The sequence below is a fragment of the Streptomyces sp. NPDC014623 genome, assembly GCF_043088245.1.
Classification (GTDB): domain Bacteria; phylum Actinomycetota; class Actinomycetes; order Streptomycetales; family Streptomycetaceae; genus Streptomyces.
In genome coordinates this window covers 198,058-214,944 of record NZ_JBIBZU010000007.1, presented here as the reverse complement: position 1 = coordinate 214,944, position 16,887 = coordinate 198,058, and the positions used below count along the sequence as shown (strand labels likewise).

The following is a 16,887-nucleotide window of genomic DNA, read 5'->3' as shown; positions in this document are numbered from 1 at the left end:
CACCACTCTCCGGGATGCCGCCCCTGCCCTCGCCGCACTCGACCACGTCATCCCCGCCGGTCCGCTCGCAGCGACCTCCACCGAGCAACTCCACGCCATCGCCGGCCGCAGCCCGACACCACGCCCCGAGCACTAACTCGCGGAGTCGTCTTCTCGAGAGCCCTCAGACGGGCAGCGCGGGGAACACGACCACTGAGCCGTCCCTGTTGCGGGCGATCTCGATCGCCACGTCCGTCGCGCGGCTGTTGACCGTGATGCCATCGCCCAGCTGGTGAATCCGGTGGGTCGCGCGCATCAGGCGATCGACTTCACCGGGCGTGAAGACGGGCCGCAAACCGTTCGGGCGGGCCAGCTCCAACGCCGACAGACGCACCAGGACACCGGCGATGCCCGACTCCAGTTCGTCAAGGCGCTGTTGGTCGCGCCGCAGTGCGCGGGTGAAGCTCTCGAACAGGTTGCCAGGGTCGTTCTGGGCATGCTCGACGGCTTGCAGGACGATGACCCGTCGCTTCAGCGCAAGGGCCAGAGAAGCGAGTTCCAGGTGGGCGCGGAAGGTGCCTCCCTGGTCGTCGATGCCGGGGAACGACTTGGTCAGCGCGGCGATCTCGACGGCCTCGCCGTCGGGCAGCTTGTCGAGTGCACTCCGCCACCGGGCGAGGCGGCGATCAGCCCTGCCCAGCGCTGTGTTGATGGCATGCACCGCCGAGTCCAGCCCCAGCGAGACACCGAGCTTGCCCTGGTCGAGCAGGATGGCGGTCGCTTTGTCGATGGCATCGCGGCAGCCGTCGAGTTCACTGTGCTCGTCATCGAGCTTCTCTTCGTGCAGTTGCTCCAGCAGCTCCGTGATGTGTTCGATGGCCTGCTGGCGCTGGCGGTCGGCATGTGCGCTCACCCCCACCGCCACGGCCATGAGCACGAGCGGGGCGGCCACGGTGAGCGCCGCGCTGCCGGCGGCCGCGACACCGGCCGTCGCGCCGGCCCCACCGGCTGCGCCCGCCGCTGCCGCCTTGCCGACCGGCACGAACGTCACACCGGCGGCGATGCGGCCCCCGCCGTCCACGAGTGGGCCGCGGATGCCACCGGCCACCGCCTTCGACACCATCGGGCGAAGGGTGCCCTGGCCGAGCTGGGCGGCGACCTTCGCCGGAACCACCATGCGATACAGGTTCTCGCCGGCAGAGGTCGCCGTAGCCGCCGCGGAGGAGTTCCGCGCTGTCCGCGTGACGAGCTGCGACAGGTGCTGTGCCAGGGGACTCACGGCATCGAGCGGGATGCCTCGGCTGCGGTCGAGGTCGCCGGGCAGCGGATGCACCTCAAGCGTGGCGATCGGCTCGTCGGCCAGGGCGGCCAGCACACTACGCAGTTCGCCCAGGCGCTCAGCCGTCATCGGCCCGTCACCGGCCACTGCGGGCACCCGGACGTCACCCGTTGCGAGTGTCCACACCGGAACGGCTGGTGCCTTGCGGTAGTCAATCATCGTCTCCCCCTTGTACGCCCACAGCCGCCTACGGCTGACGCCCGACAGGAACGGCATGAACCCTCATGTGATCAACCGGCACGGAAACGCTGATGATCACTGGCCTCTTGCCTGCCCCGAGGCCGACCGGCCCAACTCCCCCTGAACGCAGTTAATCTACGTGATCCGCGGACGTGCGAACGCCCTGCGCACAAAGCGGTCGGTCTCGGAACCGGGCACGGAGATACGGGCAGGACGGGCCGGCGGTCGCACGAACGCCCTATCGAGCCCCAGGCGGCTCCTTCACAGCTCGGCCCAGACCGTCTTGCCAGGTGCGCCGACGCGTGGAGTGACACCCCAGCGGGTGGCCAGGTGCTCGACGAGGAAGAGCCCGCGGCCGGTCTCGGAGTCCGGGGGCGGGGTGGCGGGCCGACGGGTGCCGACGGGGCGGCGCTCGGTACGGGTGTCGGTCACCTCGATGCGGAGTGCCTCCGCCGTCACGGTCAGGCGTACGCGGAAGTCGCGTCCTGGGACGTGGCCGTGCTGCACGGCGTTGGCGCAGAGCTCGCCGGTGATGAGCGAGAGCGTCTCGTGGGCGGGGGAACGGTAGGGGATGCCCCAGGCGTCCAGCCGTTCACCTACGAGGAGCCGGGCGAGGCGGGCACCGCGCGGGGTGGACGTGAAGCGCATGACGAACTCGTGGCCGGTGTGCGGTGGCGCGCTCTTGTGCGAGGCGGTGGGGGAGGAAGTCATGGGAGTGAGGTTGGCGGGACCTGCACCGCGTTCACCAGCAGAAACGCTTGTACGGGGGCCGGTTGTACGGGCTGCTGGGGCTTGCGTACACCGTTGACAGGCCGGTCGGCGGGCGGGTGGGTGACGCGGAGCGCTCGTTCGGGGGAGCGGGACGGATTCGGGTACGGGGCGTGGTTGCTGTGCGTAGTTTTGGGACCGACAGAGTGTGCGCGGTGTACGTGGTGGGGTGAGCGATGGCGGAGACGGAACGGGACGACGGAGCCGTGGGATTCCTGCGGTGCTTCGGGATGCAGCTGAGGCTGCTGCGGGAGAGGGAGGGCCTCACGCGGGCCGAGTTGGGGTCGCGGCTGGGGTACGGGGAGGACCAGATCGCCTCGGTGGAGCTGGGGCGGCGTATCCCGAAGCCGGAGATGATCGACCGGGCGGACGAGGTGCTGGGGGCGGGCGGGCTGCTCATTGCGATGAAGGCGGAGGTGGCTCGGGCGCGGTATCCGGCATTCTTCCGCGATGCGGCACGGCTGGAGGCAAGTGCATTGGAGCTGCACGTGTACGCGAACCAGGTAGTACCAGGGCTGTTGCAGACTGAGGAGTATGCGCGGGCGATCTTCCGGATGCAGCGTCCGTTGCTCGACGACGAGGTGATTGAGCAGCGCGTCAGTGCTCGTTTGGCGCGCCACGAGATCTTCTCCCGGCGCCCAGTTCCACTACTCAGCTTCATCATTGAGGAGCCTGTACTCCGCAGACCATCTGGCGGCCAGTCAGTGCTGCGGGGCCAGTTGGAGCAGATCCTGCTCATTGGCAGGAAGCGCAACGTGGAGGTTCAGGTGATGCCTGTGGATCGAGAGGACCACGGTGCAATGGGCGGGCCGTTCAACTTGATCGACACAGCGGAAGAGCGGAGGATTGCCTATACCGAGGTACAGGACGACAGTCGCTTGTACACGGGGAACCCGAAGGTTCGAGAGCTGGACGCTCGTTACGCGATTCTTCGGTCTCAGGCGCTCACTCCCCGTGAGTCGCTGTCCTTCGTCGAGAAGTTGCTGGGAGAGACATGAGCCTCAACTCTGAACTGGCGTGGTTCAAGAGCAGTTACAGCAGCGGTGGCGGCGGCGAATGCATTGAGGTTGCGATGGCCTGGCACAAGTCCAGCTACAGCAGCGAAGAGGGCGGGGAGTGTGTTGAGGTAGCTGACTGCCCGCACGCTGTACACGTTCGCGACTCGAAGGACATCACACGCCCCGGCCTGGCCCTCGCTCCGTCGACTTGGACTGCGTTCATCAAGTTCGCCCGCGAGGTGTGAGGCAGGCTGGGCGGCGAATCAGCCCGCCCGGCCCCTCAGCCCCACGTAGTCAGCTCAGCCACGAAGTCGTCGTACGAGCGGTTCTTGCCCTGAGGCTTGGCGAGCAGCCCTCGCTCGTACGCGGTCTTCGCGATCAGCGCACCGTCGCTCTCGCGGAAGGTGGGCGAGCCGAGCTTGGTCTTCAGCGTCTCCTTGGGGTCCTTGAGCATCCCCGTGTCATTCCCACGTAGCTGGGCCGGCACCTTCCAGCGCGGGCGAACGTGCGGAAACGCTCCAGGGAAGAGGAGTAACCACGCCTCCGACTCCCAGGCCGCCAGAGCGAGTGCCGCATCGCAAGGGCTCTGGCGGGAGAGCTCCTCGGACAGTGTCTTGCGTACGGTGCGGTAGCGGTTGTCCGTGAAGCCGTCCAGGTCTTCGTGGACGGCCAGGCCGACCAGCGGGCCGCGCTGCTGGAGCGCCTTGCCCTTGGCCTTGCCGACCAGCGTGCTCACTGCTGTGGCGAGTTCGCGTCCGGTTTTCTTCTTCAAGCGCACCGGGTCATTGATGCGCACGATCTTCGCCGAGCCCAGGTTCGGGTGGTGCTGGCGGATGATCGACGCCAGGATGTCGCAGTCGTTGGCGTCCTCACCCGCGAGCACGATGACACCTCGGCCCTGGCGGGGGATGAGCGGTGCCCTACGGCTCACAGTTCACCGCCGGTGAGGTCGCCTCCGAGCACGCCGGAGAACCACAGGTCGCCGAGTGGTTGGTCACCGGACTCCTCGACGATGGCATGGACCTCGTCCGTGGTGAGAGCCGGGATGATCGAGGCCCCGTCCTCGTCGCGGTCGCAGACGATGAACTCCTCGGGTTCCAGCCGGTCCACCAAGGCAGGGGAGTGGGTGGCGACGAGGAACTGGCTGCGTGTGGAGGCCTCGCGGAGGCGTTCAACGATCAGTTCCAGGGCCTGGGGGTGCAGGCCGTGGTCGATTTCCTCGACGCAGGTGAGGGCCGGCGGGTCCGGGTCGTAGAGCATGGCGAGGAGGCCGAGCAGGCGGACGGTTCCGTATGAGGCGTCGGCCAGCGGGGTCGGCCGGCGCAGGCCTCGTTCGCGGAGGATGACGGTCACCTGGTCGGCGGAGCCGCCGAGCCTGGCGAACTCGATGTCGTCGAGCTGCGGCAGCACGGTCCGGGCGTCGGCTACCAGGTCCTGCCAGGTCTCCTCTGCGGAGCTGAGGTAGTAGAGGAACTCCGCGAGGTTGTCCGCGTCCGGTGAGAGATCGAAGAAGCGGCTGCGGCGGAGGCGGGCAGGAAGTCGCGCGGCGGGTACGTCGACGTCGAACACCCGGAACGTGGAGAGCTGCTGGGCGACCTTGGAGACCTCTTCGCCGCCGTCCGAACTGGCCAGGCGCGGCAGGGTGGACAGACCACTGCTCAGCCGCTGGATGCCGAAGCTTCCGCTGTCGGATTCCTTCCCGGCCCGCTTGTCGACGACCTTGGCCTCCTCGCCGGAGACGGTGATACGTCGGCCACGCCCTTGCGTGCGCTTGAACTGGAAGCTCTCGATCCGGGACAGGCTGTAGGCCTCCTCGCTGCTGCGGAGCTTGCGGCGGCGGACGGTGAGCTCGTACTCGTCGGGTGCGTTGACGCTCGCGTGAGTCGTCCACGTTGCCTTGAGGCGGATCGTCATGGACGTGGGCGGCTTCGGACCACCCCAGAACGCGACCTCGTCGAAGCCGCCCCGGGCGTCAAGGGCGGGCTGAAGGTCCGTGCGGATGATGTCCGAGAGCAGGTCGAAGACCTTCAGCAGGTTGGACTTGCCGACCCCGTTCGGCCCCACCAGGACGGTGAGGGGGCCGAGGGGGACGGTCACGTCTCGGAGACTGCGGAAGTTCTCCACGTGGAGTTCGAGCAGACGGCCGGGCATGGTCGCGAACCTATCGGGTGAGTGGGGCGGCGGTCATGTCATTCCGGGACGGGCGTGCTTTCCGGGGTGAGGGCCGGCTCGGGCGGGGACCAGCGGCCTGCGGCGATCTCGGCGTCCAGGCGGGCTTGGAAGTGGGCGTGGGCGGCACGCATTTCGGTTTCGCGGTCGGCCTTGTAGAAGGGGACGGTGTAGCCGGTGGGGGGTGGGGTGGTGGTGGGGGAGGCGAGGTGATCTAGGAGATCGAGGTAATCCTGCTTGGTCTGGCCGTGACCGTAGGTGTTGTGATTGCGGGCGATCTTGTGGCCGTGTGCGTCGAAGTACATCTCGGACTCGTAGTCGGAGAGGACGGGGTACCGGGACTTGTAGATCGCAACGAGCTGGTCGGCGGTGATGCCGAGCCAGACGGAGACGAGCGCGTCGAGCTCTACGAGGGCCGCGCGGCGCTCGTATTCGGTGCGGAGGGGAGTGCCATATTGCCAGGTGGGGGTGAGGGAAGAGGCGAGCGGAGCGAGGTTGGGCCAGGTGGGATTGGCCCAGTTCTCGTAGCCGGGCCAGGTGGGGTGGAAAAGTTCTTCCCAGAGAGACGAGTAGGCGGTGGTGAGGCAGTTGAGGCGCAGAGATCGGATCAGTAGCGACGTGGCTAGAGGATGAGCGGAATACGCGGCGGGCATTTTGAGGGCTTCGGCTACCCGGAGGTCCGAACGGCCCGTGATTCGAAGTAGATAGTCCAGAGGCAGGGATGCCCAGAAACCCGAGTTGAGGACAGTCAGGCGGTTGTCTTCCAGTGCCATTGAATGCACGGCGTCAATGTGAGCGGGGCCAGGCGGGATTAGGGCGGCGAACAAGCTCCGTTCATTGGAGGATGGAATCATACGACGCCAGGCCAGTCGGAAAAACTGAGTGTAGGGGCGGCCGTCCCAACGGTCCTGGGCGGCAACGTAGTCGTCGGCAGGGCAGGCGCGCTTATAGTTTGTTACCGGAGTCAAAATCGCTGGAATTTTTGTAAGATCCCAAGATGTCCAGTCGTTCTTGTTCAGGCAGGGGATGTTTGGTTGCTTGTTGAAGGGCGTGGCGCCTGAAAAGTGAGGGCCCTGCAGTACCGTGTCCGTTAGATTTTCAGGGATGGCGGTGTCCCATTTAATAAATCCGTGTTGCTTCCCCATTTTCTCGTGATAGCCCGAGCTGATCCGAGGGAGGTAGGAAGATAGGCGCTGGTGGACTTTGGAAAGAGCTGTGATTGCTCCCTGTTCATCGGTTGTGACAGGGTAGAGAAGAGATGCTTGAGAGTCTGGAATCCCCCGTTCTCCGGATAGCTGATTCCACTGTGTTAGTCGGTCGGCATCAACTTGCACCAGGCGGGCTTGATGGGGTCTCACATCCCATTTTCTGTTGAATTTTGTTCCGGGGATGGGCCCGTCGCCTGAGTGTGTCATCGACTCTATGATCGTTTCTGGGGTGAATAGCCAGCTCATGTGTTTAAAGTTGACTTCGCTATCGCCCCCATAAATATTCACTCCGAACTCGTTTCGATCCCTGATGTCGAAAAGAAATAGGGAGTTCATGAAATGCGCTTGGAAGCGTAGCCTTCGGTATGCTGCCGCGCGCAGCGGCCCCTCCAGGGTCCCGCTAAAGTGTGTAACTGGATGTACGAGTCCTGAAATTCCTCCATGCGCCAGATTGTTCCATGACTGACACATGAACGCCCGATATAGATTTGGTTGGGTGCCGGCGATCAAAGGGTAGGTGGAATTTGATCCCATTGACATTGCTGCGCCAGTATTGCTGGACAGCTCGTTTAGGTAGTAGGTGCTGTCGCCTATGGCTTGCAGTTTCTCCTCTTTTCGTAGCCGCCATTCTGTCACCCCGGGGTTTTCCACTAGCGCGAACCATGGCTCCAGCTCAGCCAGCACCAGGTCCTCCGCCCACCGCGGCCGCACCCAAGGCGGATTCCCCACCTGCAAGTCGTACCCACCCCGCGCAAAGACCTGCGCGTACTCCAGCTCCCAGTGGAAGAACCCCTGCCGCGCCGCCACATCCCCCGCAACCGCCACCCACGGGAACCGGTTCTCCAGCCAGTGCGCCCGGTCCATCCCCATCAGCTCGGGCAGCGCGTCCTCGTACGGTTCCAGCTCGTCCAGCGTCGAGAACGACGCCACCAGCGAGTCCGACGGGACCTCCTGCGTGCCCAGCAGCGACTCCGCGAAGTCCAGCCAGTCCTCCAGCGCCGCCAGTGGTATCACCGGGCGCCTCTGCTCCCGGATCTGCTCCTTCCGGCGGCCCGTCCCGCGTCGCCGCTCCACCGACTCCCGGGTCAGCTCACGCGTGTCCGTCGTCTCGCCGAACAGGTCGTCCGTCTCCCAGGACATGAGCACGCCGGACTCGTGGTCCGCCGTGACGCCCGCGACCTCGGCCGGCCGGGCGTACTGCTCGGCCGAGCCGTCCAGCAGCGCGGCCTCCTGCACCGGCCAGAACCACAGCGCGCACCACGTGTCCATCAGCGTCTTCAGCCGCCAGTACGGGGTGTCCACCGCCTCCAGGTCGTCCAGCACCTTCTCGCGCTGCACCGCGACCTCCGGCGACCGCAGCCAGCCCTCCTCCGCGCCCCACACGTCGATCCGGCGCGAGATGTCCCGCTCCGAGATCTCCAGGCGGCGCACCACCAGGCCCCACAGGTACTCCGCCCGCCGCGCCAGCCCCTGCAACCGTGCTGTCTGCTTCGCGCTCGGGGACTTCGTGATCGCCTTCCGCCACGCGCCCAGCGCCTTCGCCGCCTCGGGCGCCAGCGCCCTGGCCTCCTTCTCGGCCGCGACCGCGCCCCACTCCTTCGCCGGGAGCAGGAAGTGGTGCACCGCCCCCTCCGGGAGCTCCGCACCGGCCACCGCGTCCGCCAGCGGGAAGCGTTCCGGGGTGGTGCCCAGCCAGCCGCCCTTCTTCAGGCGCTCCGGGCCGTACACCTCACGCCGCCCGCCGATCAGCGAGTTGCCGCGCCGCAGGTGCAGGCCGAACCACGGGGCCTCCATGCCGGGGTGCATCGTGTTCAGCCACAGCGACACCTCGGCCAGCTCGACGGCCGTCTCGTTGAGGTCGACGCCGTAGGAGTTGTGCAGGGCGATGTACGCCTTCGCCTTCTGGAGCTCCTGCGCGTACTTCTCCGTATCGATCGCGACGCCCAACTCGTCCTGACGGCGCCGCAGATACTCCGCCGCCACCTGGTTGATCGCCTCGTTGAGGAACGCCCCCGAACCCAGCGCCGGCTCGCAGATCTTCCAGTCCAGCATCTCCCGCGCGGGAGTCACCGTGTCGTCCTGGTCCAAGCGGTGCTGGAGCGCCAGCTGGACGGTGACCTTGGTCAGGGACTCCGGGGTGTAGTACGAGGCCGAGGTCTGGCGGTCGCGGCCGGAGAGGCGGTAGACGAACGAACCCGGGGCGTGGCGGACGCGCCGCTCCTCGCCGGTGTACTCGTCGCGCTCCCGGACGTACACGGAGTCGGCGTACTCGTCGGCCCGCGAGGACGGGACCAGCCAGGAGCCGTCCTTCGGGTCGCCGTTCTTCGCGACCTCGTACAGCTCCTCGCCGGCGACGAAACCGGAGTACGACATCAGGCCCTCGTACACCGCGCCCAGCTGGTTGATGCCGAGCTGGGCGTACGAGATGAAGCCGCCGCGCTCCTTGCGCTTGCCGCGCGTGAGCATCAGCAGGCGCAGCACGCGGTACAGGGTGGCGTTGCGCAGACGGGTGTCCAGGAAGCGTTCCGAGCCGGGCTCGTCCGCGTCGTGGCGGGGGTCCGGGACGGCGCGCTCGCCGATCAGCTTGATGGACTCCTGCTCGAACAGCTTGGAGTGCAGCGGCTCGAAGCGCAGGCCCAGGTCCTCGGACGCCTTCTCGTCAGCTGCATCGGCCGAGGGCGCCCCGTGGGTGCGGCGCGGGCGGTAGCCCTCCTGGACCTTGCGAAACAGGAGGTCCAGGGACTCGTACAGGTAGAAGCCGCGGCGGGACTTCTCATCCACCAGGTCCTGCTCCGCGACCAGGTCACCGAGGCGGGCCAGGCCGTAGCCCTGCTGGTACTCGGGGTAGTCGGAGGGCAGGATGCCGAGCTCGGGGCGGGCCTCCGCGTACAGCAGGAACAGGATGCGGTAGAGGAAGCGCAGCGACTCGCGGGTCAGCTGGCGTCCCAGCTCGGGGAGTTCCTTGACGTCCTCCGGGCGGACGCCCTGCTCGCGCAGGCGCTCCAGGATCTCGTTGGCGATGAGCTCGACGCTGATCCGCAGGCCGTCGCGGAGTTCGCTGGACACGCCGACCGCGTGCTTCGTCGACTTGTCGACCAGTCCGGCGAGCGGGTTCTCGCCGCCCTCCTCCGGCGTACGGAGCGAGTCCGCGCCGAACAGGGCCGCCACGGTGTCGAGCTCGCCACCGGCCTTGGTGTCGTTGCGCTCCAGGGCGGCGTCCAGCGATACCGCCAGGTACCGGCCCTCGCCCCAGGCCGCACGGTCCGCGAGGACGACGACACCGCCGACCAGCAGCAGGACATAGCGAGGGGCGTCCTCGCAGGCGAAGAGGAAGGAGGCGAGCTTGGAGCCCGTCGTCACCCGGTGCTGGCCGTCCAGGACCAGCTGCTCCAGCAGACGGCCGGGGCCGTTCGGGTCGAGGGCGGCGTCCGGTTCGGCGGACCAGCCGCAGTCCAGGGCGACGAGGCCCTTCTCGAAGTGGGCGACCCGCACTTCGTACGCCTGCTCCGCCCGCTCCACGGTGATCGTGCGCGGCTTGGCGTCGAAACCGAGGGCGCGCAGGACATCCGCGTTCAGTGCGCGTACGCGCTCCCGCCACTCCGGGGACGCGTACGTGACGGTGTCGTCGTCACTCGCTGCCGCCGAGGACTCCGTGGCGTCGTGCTCCTCACCGAGGGCGAAGTACGAACGCGCCCGGAAGTACGGGCGGCGCAGGGCGCGCAGCCCGGCGCGCGGAGTGACCGGCAGCGCATCGGGGGCCGGCTCCGCCTCGGCGCCGGATGCCTCGGCGGCTGCCTTCAGCGCCTCCGCCGCCTCGTCCTCGCGCTGCTTCCACTCCGCGAGCAGCCCGGACTTGAGGTCCTTGGGCAGGACCTCGGCCAGATAGTGCGCGGAGAAGTACTCACCGCGGTTCATCAAGGAGTCGTACGTCATCAGTCAGAACCTTCGCGGGAACGGGAGGCGGAGGGAAGAAGGGGCGATGACCGGCGTGCGGAGGCCGGCGTGACGGCGGGGTTCATGACGCCGTCGGTGCCAGGACGGCCAGCACCCGCAGCATCGGGCGGCCGGTGGTGAGGAGCGAGTCGGCCAGCGAGGCGAGACGCTCCTTCGCGTGGTCGCCCGCGAGTGACGCGCCACCCTCCGCGAGGGTCGGCTGCTTCCACTCGCCCAACCGCTGCTTGTACTTCTCGATGGGCTCGCGCAGCGGCTCGTCCCAGGCCTCGCGGTGCTCCTCCAGGAACGCCTCCGCGGCGTGCAGGACGTCCGGGACCGCTTCGCGCAGCCGCGCGGTGTCGTGCGCCTGCATCGGGTTGGCCATCGACGGGCCCACTCCGGCCCGGTGCAGGACGGCCACCATGTCGTCGTCGACCGCGCCGTCACCGGTGACCGCCATCCACTTGACGACGGTCGGCCGGCCGAGCGCGTTGGAGTAGATGCCCTGGACGAGGTACGTCGCGCGGTCGACCGCCGCCGTGACGACCGGCGCCTCCTGGCGGTTGAGGCGTACCAGGACCTTGTCGGTCAGCCACTCCACCACCGGGTGCAGCTCCGTGAGCAGCGAGATCTCCGGCCAGCTCGACGTCGAGGACTCGCGGGCACGCTGGAGGGAGTGCTCGGCCAGGCGGCGGTTGAGCGTCACCAGGAGGCGTTCGCGCAGACGCTGCTCGCGTACGTAGTCCAGCGGGAGAGCCTTCATACGGTGGACGAGGTCGGCGGGAGGCCGGAACGAGATCAGGCCCGACTCCTGGTCCATGGACAGATCCAGCCGGTCCTGCGCGTCGGGGAACACCTCGCGCAGCGCCTCGTCGAAGAACTCGCGGGTGGAGGTGAACAGCCGGGGCACACGCGCCTGCGGCACGCTTCCGCCGCCGTGCCCGGCCTGCGCGGGATCTGAACCGTCCGGCTCCGCGTGAGTCTCGTCCCCCACCGAACCGAAGAAGTCCGCCAGGAAGTCGTCCATGCCCGCGTCGTCGTCGGCCGATGAGGCGTTGTGGGCAGCGAGCGACTCGTCGACCGTGCGCCCGCGCAGCAGGTCCTGGATGAGGGACTTCTCCTCGGCCTCCGCGCGGTACAGCCCGGACACCGCCTCCGCCGTCCCCAGCGCCCGATGGGCCTCGTCCTCACGGTCCAGCAGGCGCTCGGCGACGAGGGTGTCGTCCTTCGCGCCCTCCACCTCACTGGTGAGGATCAGTGCGCGGAACTGCGGCTGGTGTGCCTGCCCGTAGCGGTCGATACGGCCGTTGCGCTGCTCGATGCGGATCAGCGACCACGGCACGTCGTAATGGATGAGCTGGTGGCACTGGCGGTGCAGGTTGACACCCTCGGAGGCCACGTCACCGGTGAACAGCATGCGTACGGGGGTGTCGGCGAGCCCGAAGTCCTCCACGCAACTCATCTGCTGCTCGTCGGAGAGCCCGCCGTGCATGACGCGGGCGGCTGCTTCGGCGGCCTTGCCGGTACGGAAGCCGAGCGCGGCCGGGACCACGGTGCGCAGCCACTCCAAGGTCTGCACGCGCTCGGAGAAGACGACGGCGCGTGCGTCCGACTTCGGGCCGACCCCGATGGCCTTCAACTGCTCGACGAGCGCGGCGAACTTCGCCGAGTCGGCCTCCGTCATACCGGCCGCGAGCTCGCGGAGTCGATACAGCGCCGCCATCTCGGCCGCCGTGCCTTGAGGAGCGTTCTTCTTCTCCAACGTCTTGATGCGCGCGGCGACGGTCGCCTTCAGTGCCGCATGCGAGGAGAGGAACGATTTGAGAAGCGTGTAGGGGAAGAGGGGGACATCACTCACCGACGGGCGGCCGTCCGCCGGGAGCCAGACCTCGGCCAGCTCCTCGAAGATCTTCTCCTCCGCCGGGGTGGCGGAGCAGCGCACGGACTGTGAGGGGCCGCGGTCCGCCCACTGGCCCTTCATCTGGTCGCGGACCTCGGGGCTGACCTTCGTACGCCGGATGAAGAGGTGCTTGATGTCGTCGGCGCGGTAGTTCTCCGCGTCCCTGATCGCCGCCGGGTCGAGGAGGGAGATCAGCTCCGCGAACGAGCGGGCGTTGCCGTTGTGCGGGGTCGCGGAGGCCAGGATCAGGGCGTCGGTGCGCGGGGCGAGGATCTGGGCGAGCTGGTTGCGCAGGGAGCCCTTGTTGATGAGGTTGTGCGACTCGTCGATGACGACCGCGTCCCAGTTGATCCGCTCCAGGTGGTGCTTGTACTGGTCGGTGTTCTTCAGGGTGTCGACGGAGACGATCACGCGCTTGAAGTACGTGAACGGGTTCCGCCCGGCCGGGATCTCACGCTGGATGCGCTCGATGCCCACCGAGTCCAGGCGGATCAGCGGAATCGCGAACCGGGTCCACAGCTCGTGCTGGAACTGTTCGAGGACATGCTGCGGGGTGACGACGAGAATGCGCTCACCGCGGCCCCGGCGGATCAACTCCGCGAGGGTCAGCCCGATTTCCAGAGTCTTCCCGAGACCGACGACGTCCGCGATCAGCAAGCGGGGACGCAGGTTGCGGCCGGAGAGGGCGAGCTCGGCCGGGCGCTGCTGGTAGGGGAGCGCGTCCATCAGGAACTGGTCCGCCAGCGCCAGACCGCGCTCCGACTGGGGCAGGGCCGTCTTGCGGAGCACCGCTTCCAGGAAGAGGCGCGAGCGGCGGAAGTTCGGTGAGTCGTCGCGTACGAGGTCGGTCTCACGCGGGTCGATCAGCTCGACGCGGTCCAGCTCGGTGAAGAAGACCGCCTCCCGGTCGCGCACGAACTCCGAGGCGCCCACGGCCTCGATCCGGGCGCCGTCGTGCTCGGTGCGGGTGGTGGTCCGCACGAGCCACACCTCGTCGCGTACGAGGATCTGGGCGCCCGGCGGGTACTGGGCGTCCTTGTCGCTCGACGTGGTGGTGGTGCTCTGGTCGGCGGTCACCCGCGGCCTCCTGGACGGTGATGGTGGTGTGGCTGTGGTGCCGGGGCGCGGCTCTCCCCGCGGCCGTCGGTCAGAACGGGGTCTTCGCCGCGTAGGCCTTGCGAAGCTGTTCGGCGGTCCTGCGGGCCTGGGCGGAGTGGCGCAGCGTGCGGGGGGCGGGCACGCGGCGACGTGTGCTCGGGGCCGGGGTCACCGGCTGTGGCTGCGGTTCCTGTGCGGTGGGAGCGGGCGATTCCACCGTGGGCTCCGGCAGTTGTGGTGCGGGCTCGGCAGCTGTGATCGTGCGCAGGTCCGCGAACGGCACCGTCGGCGGCACGGTGGGCTCGGGCAGGGGCTCGGGGGCGACGTTGTGCGGTGCGGTGCTCGCCGTGTACGCGGTCAACTTGCGGCGGGCCTGCGCGACCTTCATGCCCTGGGCCTCGATGACCGCCCTGCAACGGCTGACGACCTCGGAAAGTGCCGGTCGCTCCGTGGGGTCCTGGGCGAGCATCGCCGTCAGCAGCGGGGTGAGCTCGGCGGGGAGACCGCTGAGGTCGGGGAGAGTGTTCGGGTCGGTCGTCTGGTGGAAGACCACGAACGGGGTCGCTCCCTGGTACGGGTAGTGCTCGGTCGCCGCGTACAGGAGCAGGGCACCGAGTGCGTACACGTCGACCGCGCCGGTGAGTGGTTTGACGCCGGCCGCCTGCTCCGGGGCCATGCAGACCGGGGTACCGACCACCTGGTTGGGCGCGGTGAGTGACACGTTCGACTCGGTGAAGACAGCGAGCCCGAAGTCGATGACCTTGGGGCCGTTGGGGCCGAGCAGGATGTTCGCCGGCTTGAGGTCGCGGTGCAGCAGCCCCTGCGTGTGCACCGAGGCCAGCGCCTCGGCGAGGGTCGCACCGAGTGAGGCGACGAGGAGCGACGGCAGGGGGCCGTGCGTCGTGACGTGCTTGCCGAGGTCCGGACCGTCCACGTACTCGGTCGCCAGCCAGGGCTGCTCCGCCTCGGGATCCGCGCCGAGGAAGGCAGCGATGCGCGGGCCCCACACGGTCTTGAGGATCTCGATCTCCTGCGCGAAACGCTGCCGCGACTCGGAGTCCACCACCGCCGGCTTGATCACCTTCACGGCTGCAGGCTCGCCGCCCTGGGACTCACCGAGGAAGACCTGCCCCATGCCTCCGTGACCGATCCGCCCGAGCAGCTCGAAGCCACCGAGTTCCGCAGGGTCCTCGGGGCTGAGGGGAGTGGTCTGCACGTCGGTCCTCGGTCCTCTTCCTCGGCTCGCCCGTGGCGTCACCATGACGGCCTGATCAGGCGGATTGTCCGTATGTCCGCATGGATACGGTAATCGATCGACGAAGCTCGGAGGGTCTGTTTCGCGGGGCTGCTCCGACCGTCGATTCCCGGGGTCGTGGAGTCGTCTGTGAACCGGGCCGCCTACGCGCCTTCGCCGGCGTCGAGCTTCTGCCGAAATCCGTCGCGGAGCCGAGGCGGCGACGGTATGCGCCAGGCAGCACCTCCCGTACCGAGCTGACGGTTTCGCGAGCCCTTCTTCCCTCTCCTGACGCGCCGTTGCCCTCCCGTAGCTGACGACGAGCCATGCGTAGCGGGTATCCCTTACGCCGGGGCGTACGCGGGATCGGGGCGTGTGGTCACGCGGCCCGTCCTGGCGTACCCCCGGCGCGGGGCCCGTCGTCCCTCAGCCGCGGAAACCGAGCAGGCCGTGCAGTGTCTTTCCCCTCATGTCGGCGCCCGCCTTCGTGGCCGGAGCGGGCTTCGGATCGGGCAGGGCCTCGCACACCGCGTCCGGACCGCTGCCGCCGCCGTCCGGGAGGGTGCCGTCGGTGAGGTAGGCCACCAGGTGGGCGTCCAGGCAGTCGTTGCCGCTCAGCGTGATGCCGTGGTTGCCGCCGCCCTGCTCGACGACGAGGCCGGAGCCCTTGAGCCGGCGGCTCATGGTGACTCCGCCCTCGTAGGGAGTGGCCGCGTCGTCGGTGGCCTGGAGGACCAGAGCGGGCGGAATCCTGTCGTTGGCGACCCGGACGGGCTCCAGCGGCTTTACGGGCCACGCGGCACACGGGGCGTTGTACCAGGTGTTGTTCCACGCCATGAAGGGTGCCTTGCGGTGTGCCTGCCAGGTGTCGCCGCGCCAGGTGCTCCAGTTCCGGGGCCAGCCGGCATCGCGGCACTGCACGGCCGTGTAGACGGAGTACCCGTTGTCCCCGCTCCTGTCGACTGCGGCGAAGTCCTCGTACGCGGTGGCGAGTTCCTCCTGGTCCCCGTCGTTCACGTACGCCGAGAACGCCTCGGCGAGACGCGGCCAGTAGCCGTTGTAGTAACCGCCCGGGATGAAGGTGTCCTCGAGTTCGCCGGGCCCGACCTTGCCGGCCGCGGGCCGTTTCTTCACGGCGTCGCGCATCCGGTACCACGCGGCTTCCACCGCGGCCGGGTCGCTGCCGAGCCCGTACGCGGCGTCGTTCTTCGCGACCCATGCGGCGAAGGCCTTGTGGCGGGCGTCGAACGCGTGGTCCTGGGCCAGGTTGTCCTCGTACCAGACGCCGTCCGGGTCGACGGCGGAGTCCAGCACCAGACGGCGTACGCGCTCGGGGAACAACTTGGCGTAGACCGCGCCCAGGTAGGTGCCGTAGGAGTAACCGAAGTAGCTGATCCGCGGTGCGGCGAGGGCCTGGCGGATGACGTCGAGGTCTTTCGCGGTACTGACGGTGTCCATGTACGGCAGCAGGTCGCCGTGCTTCTCGTCGCAGGCGGCGGCGAAGGACGCGGCCCGGTTGCGCGCGGTGGTCTCCGCCTCGTAGGAGTCCGGCACGGTGTCGGGGCGTACGGGCGCGAAGTGCCCGGGCGCGCAGTCCAGGGCGGGAGTGCTCCTCCCTACACCGCGCGGGTCGAACCCGATCACGTCGTACTGCGCGGCGAGCTCGCCGGGCAGCGAGGACGCCACGAAACCGGCCATGGGAAGCCCGCTGCCGCCCGGGCCGCCGGGATTGACCAGCAGCGGACCCTGCGAGGTCTTCGCCGTGTGCGGGATCCGGGAAAGGGCGAGGGTGACCTGCCGGCCCGCCGGGTCGTCGTGGTCGAGCGGTGTGCGGACGGTCGCGCACTGCAGGGCCGGATACGACTTCGTCCCGCAGCCGGTCCACTTCAGCGCGGCGCGCGAGGCGGCCGGACCCGCGTCGGCGGACGCGGCGGGGGGTGCGGACGCGGTGGACGGCGCGGCTGTCACCAGACCGGCGACCGTGGCGCCCACGGCGATCAGAATTCCTGCACGTTTCGTCATATGGCCTCCCGGGGTCGGGGAACGCGGCTGTGGGTGGCACAGCCCCCGCCGCATGCTTC

At 68.4% G+C, this 16,887-nt stretch carries 10 protein-coding genes; 2 read left to right on the top strand and 8 right to left on the bottom strand.

The features are described 5' to 3' along the window. Positions 1-163: 163 nt before the first annotated feature. Both ACF1FZ_RS14515 and ACF1FZ_RS14510 read right to left on the bottom strand, forming a co-directional pair. Positions 164-1,477 (bottom strand): hypothetical protein, encoded by a 1,314-nt coding sequence (locus tag ACF1FZ_RS14515; protein WP_391773715.1) that lies wholly within the window; start codon positions 1,475-1,477, stop codon positions 164-166. A 282-nt stretch (positions 1,478-1,759) separates the two neighbouring features. Next, positions 1,760-2,209, bottom strand: a complete 450-nt coding sequence (locus ACF1FZ_RS14510; protein WP_391773714.1) for an ATP-binding protein — start codon at positions 2,207-2,209, stop codon at positions 1,760-1,762. Between the two features lie 233 nt (positions 2,210-2,442). On the opposite strand from ACF1FZ_RS14510, the gene ACF1FZ_RS14505 reads away from it, so the two are divergent. Both ACF1FZ_RS14505 and ACF1FZ_RS14500 read left to right on the top strand, forming a co-directional pair. Continuing rightward, the gene (locus ACF1FZ_RS14505) at positions 2,443-3,264 is read left to right on the top strand and encodes a helix-turn-helix domain-containing protein (protein WP_391773713.1); all 822 of its coding nucleotides are present in this window, start codon (positions 2,443-2,445) and stop codon (positions 3,262-3,264) included. After that, positions 3,261-3,509 carry a DUF397 domain-containing protein gene (locus tag ACF1FZ_RS14500; RefSeq protein ID WP_391773712.1) on the top strand — a complete coding sequence of 83 codons (249 nt, stop codon included), beginning with the start codon at positions 3,261-3,263 and terminating at the stop codon, positions 3,507-3,509. The genes ACF1FZ_RS14505 and ACF1FZ_RS14500 overlap by 4 nt, the downstream gene beginning before the upstream one ends. A 35-nt stretch (positions 3,510-3,544) precedes the next feature. On the opposite strand, the gene ACF1FZ_RS14495 is transcribed toward ACF1FZ_RS14500, so the two are convergent. The 6 genes from ACF1FZ_RS14495 to ACF1FZ_RS14470 form a co-directional block, all read right to left on the bottom strand. After that, positions 3,545-4,147, bottom strand: a complete 603-nt coding sequence (locus ACF1FZ_RS14495) for a hypothetical protein (protein ID WP_391773711.1) — start codon at positions 4,145-4,147, stop codon at positions 3,545-3,547. A 44-nt stretch (positions 4,148-4,191) separates the two neighbouring features. Then, positions 4,192-5,415 carry an AAA family ATPase gene (locus ACF1FZ_RS14490; RefSeq protein WP_391773710.1) on the bottom strand — a complete coding sequence of 408 codons (1,224 nt, stop codon included), beginning with the start codon at positions 5,413-5,415 and terminating at the stop codon, positions 4,192-4,194. 38 nt (positions 5,416-5,453) lie between these two features. Continuing rightward, positions 5,454-10,574 (bottom strand): class I SAM-dependent DNA methyltransferase, encoded by a 5,121-nt coding sequence (locus tag ACF1FZ_RS14485; RefSeq protein WP_391773709.1) that lies wholly within the window; start codon positions 10,572-10,574, stop codon positions 5,454-5,456. Between the two features lie 82 nt (positions 10,575-10,656). Beyond that, positions 10,657-13,551 (bottom strand): DEAD/DEAH box helicase, encoded by a 2,895-nt coding sequence (locus ACF1FZ_RS14480; RefSeq protein ID WP_391773708.1) that lies wholly within the window; start codon positions 13,549-13,551, stop codon positions 10,657-10,659. Between the two features lie 70 nt (positions 13,552-13,621). Next, positions 13,622-14,788: a protein kinase gene (locus tag ACF1FZ_RS14475; RefSeq protein WP_391773707.1), complete on the bottom strand. Its 1,167-nt coding sequence runs from the start codon at positions 14,786-14,788 to the stop codon at positions 13,622-13,624. Between the two features lie 444 nt (positions 14,789-15,232). Next, positions 15,233-16,828, bottom strand: coding sequence for an alpha/beta hydrolase (locus ACF1FZ_RS14470; RefSeq protein ID WP_391773706.1), 1,596 nt, complete (start codon positions 16,826-16,828; stop codon positions 15,233-15,235). Between the last annotated feature and the right edge of the window lie 59 nt (positions 16,829-16,887).

Bases quoted from the DNA above. Each gene is read 5' to 3' on its own strand.
- ACF1FZ_RS14515 (WP_391773715.1), bottom strand. From the start codon at position 1,477: ATGATTGACTACCGCAAGGCACCAGCCGTTCCGGTGTGGACACTCGCA.
- ACF1FZ_RS14510 (WP_391773714.1), bottom strand. From the start codon at position 2,209: ATGACTTCCTCCCCCACCGCCTCGCACAAGAGCGCGCCACCGCACACC.
- ACF1FZ_RS14505 (WP_391773713.1), top strand. From the start codon at position 2,443: ATGGCGGAGACGGAACGGGACGACGGAGCCGTGGGATTCCTGCGGTGC.
- ACF1FZ_RS14500 (WP_391773712.1), top strand. From the start codon at position 3,261: ATGAGCCTCAACTCTGAACTGGCGTGGTTCAAGAGCAGTTACAGCAGC.
- ACF1FZ_RS14490 (WP_391773710.1), bottom strand. From the start codon at position 5,415: ATGCCCGGCCGTCTGCTCGAACTCCACGTGGAGAACTTCCGCAGTCTC.
- ACF1FZ_RS14485 (WP_391773709.1), bottom strand. From the start codon at position 10,574: ATGACGTACGACTCCTTGATGAACCGCGGTGAGTACTTCTCCGCGCAC.
- ACF1FZ_RS14470 (WP_391773706.1), bottom strand. From the start codon at position 16,828: ATGACGAAACGTGCAGGAATTCTGATCGCCGTGGGCGCCACGGTCGCC.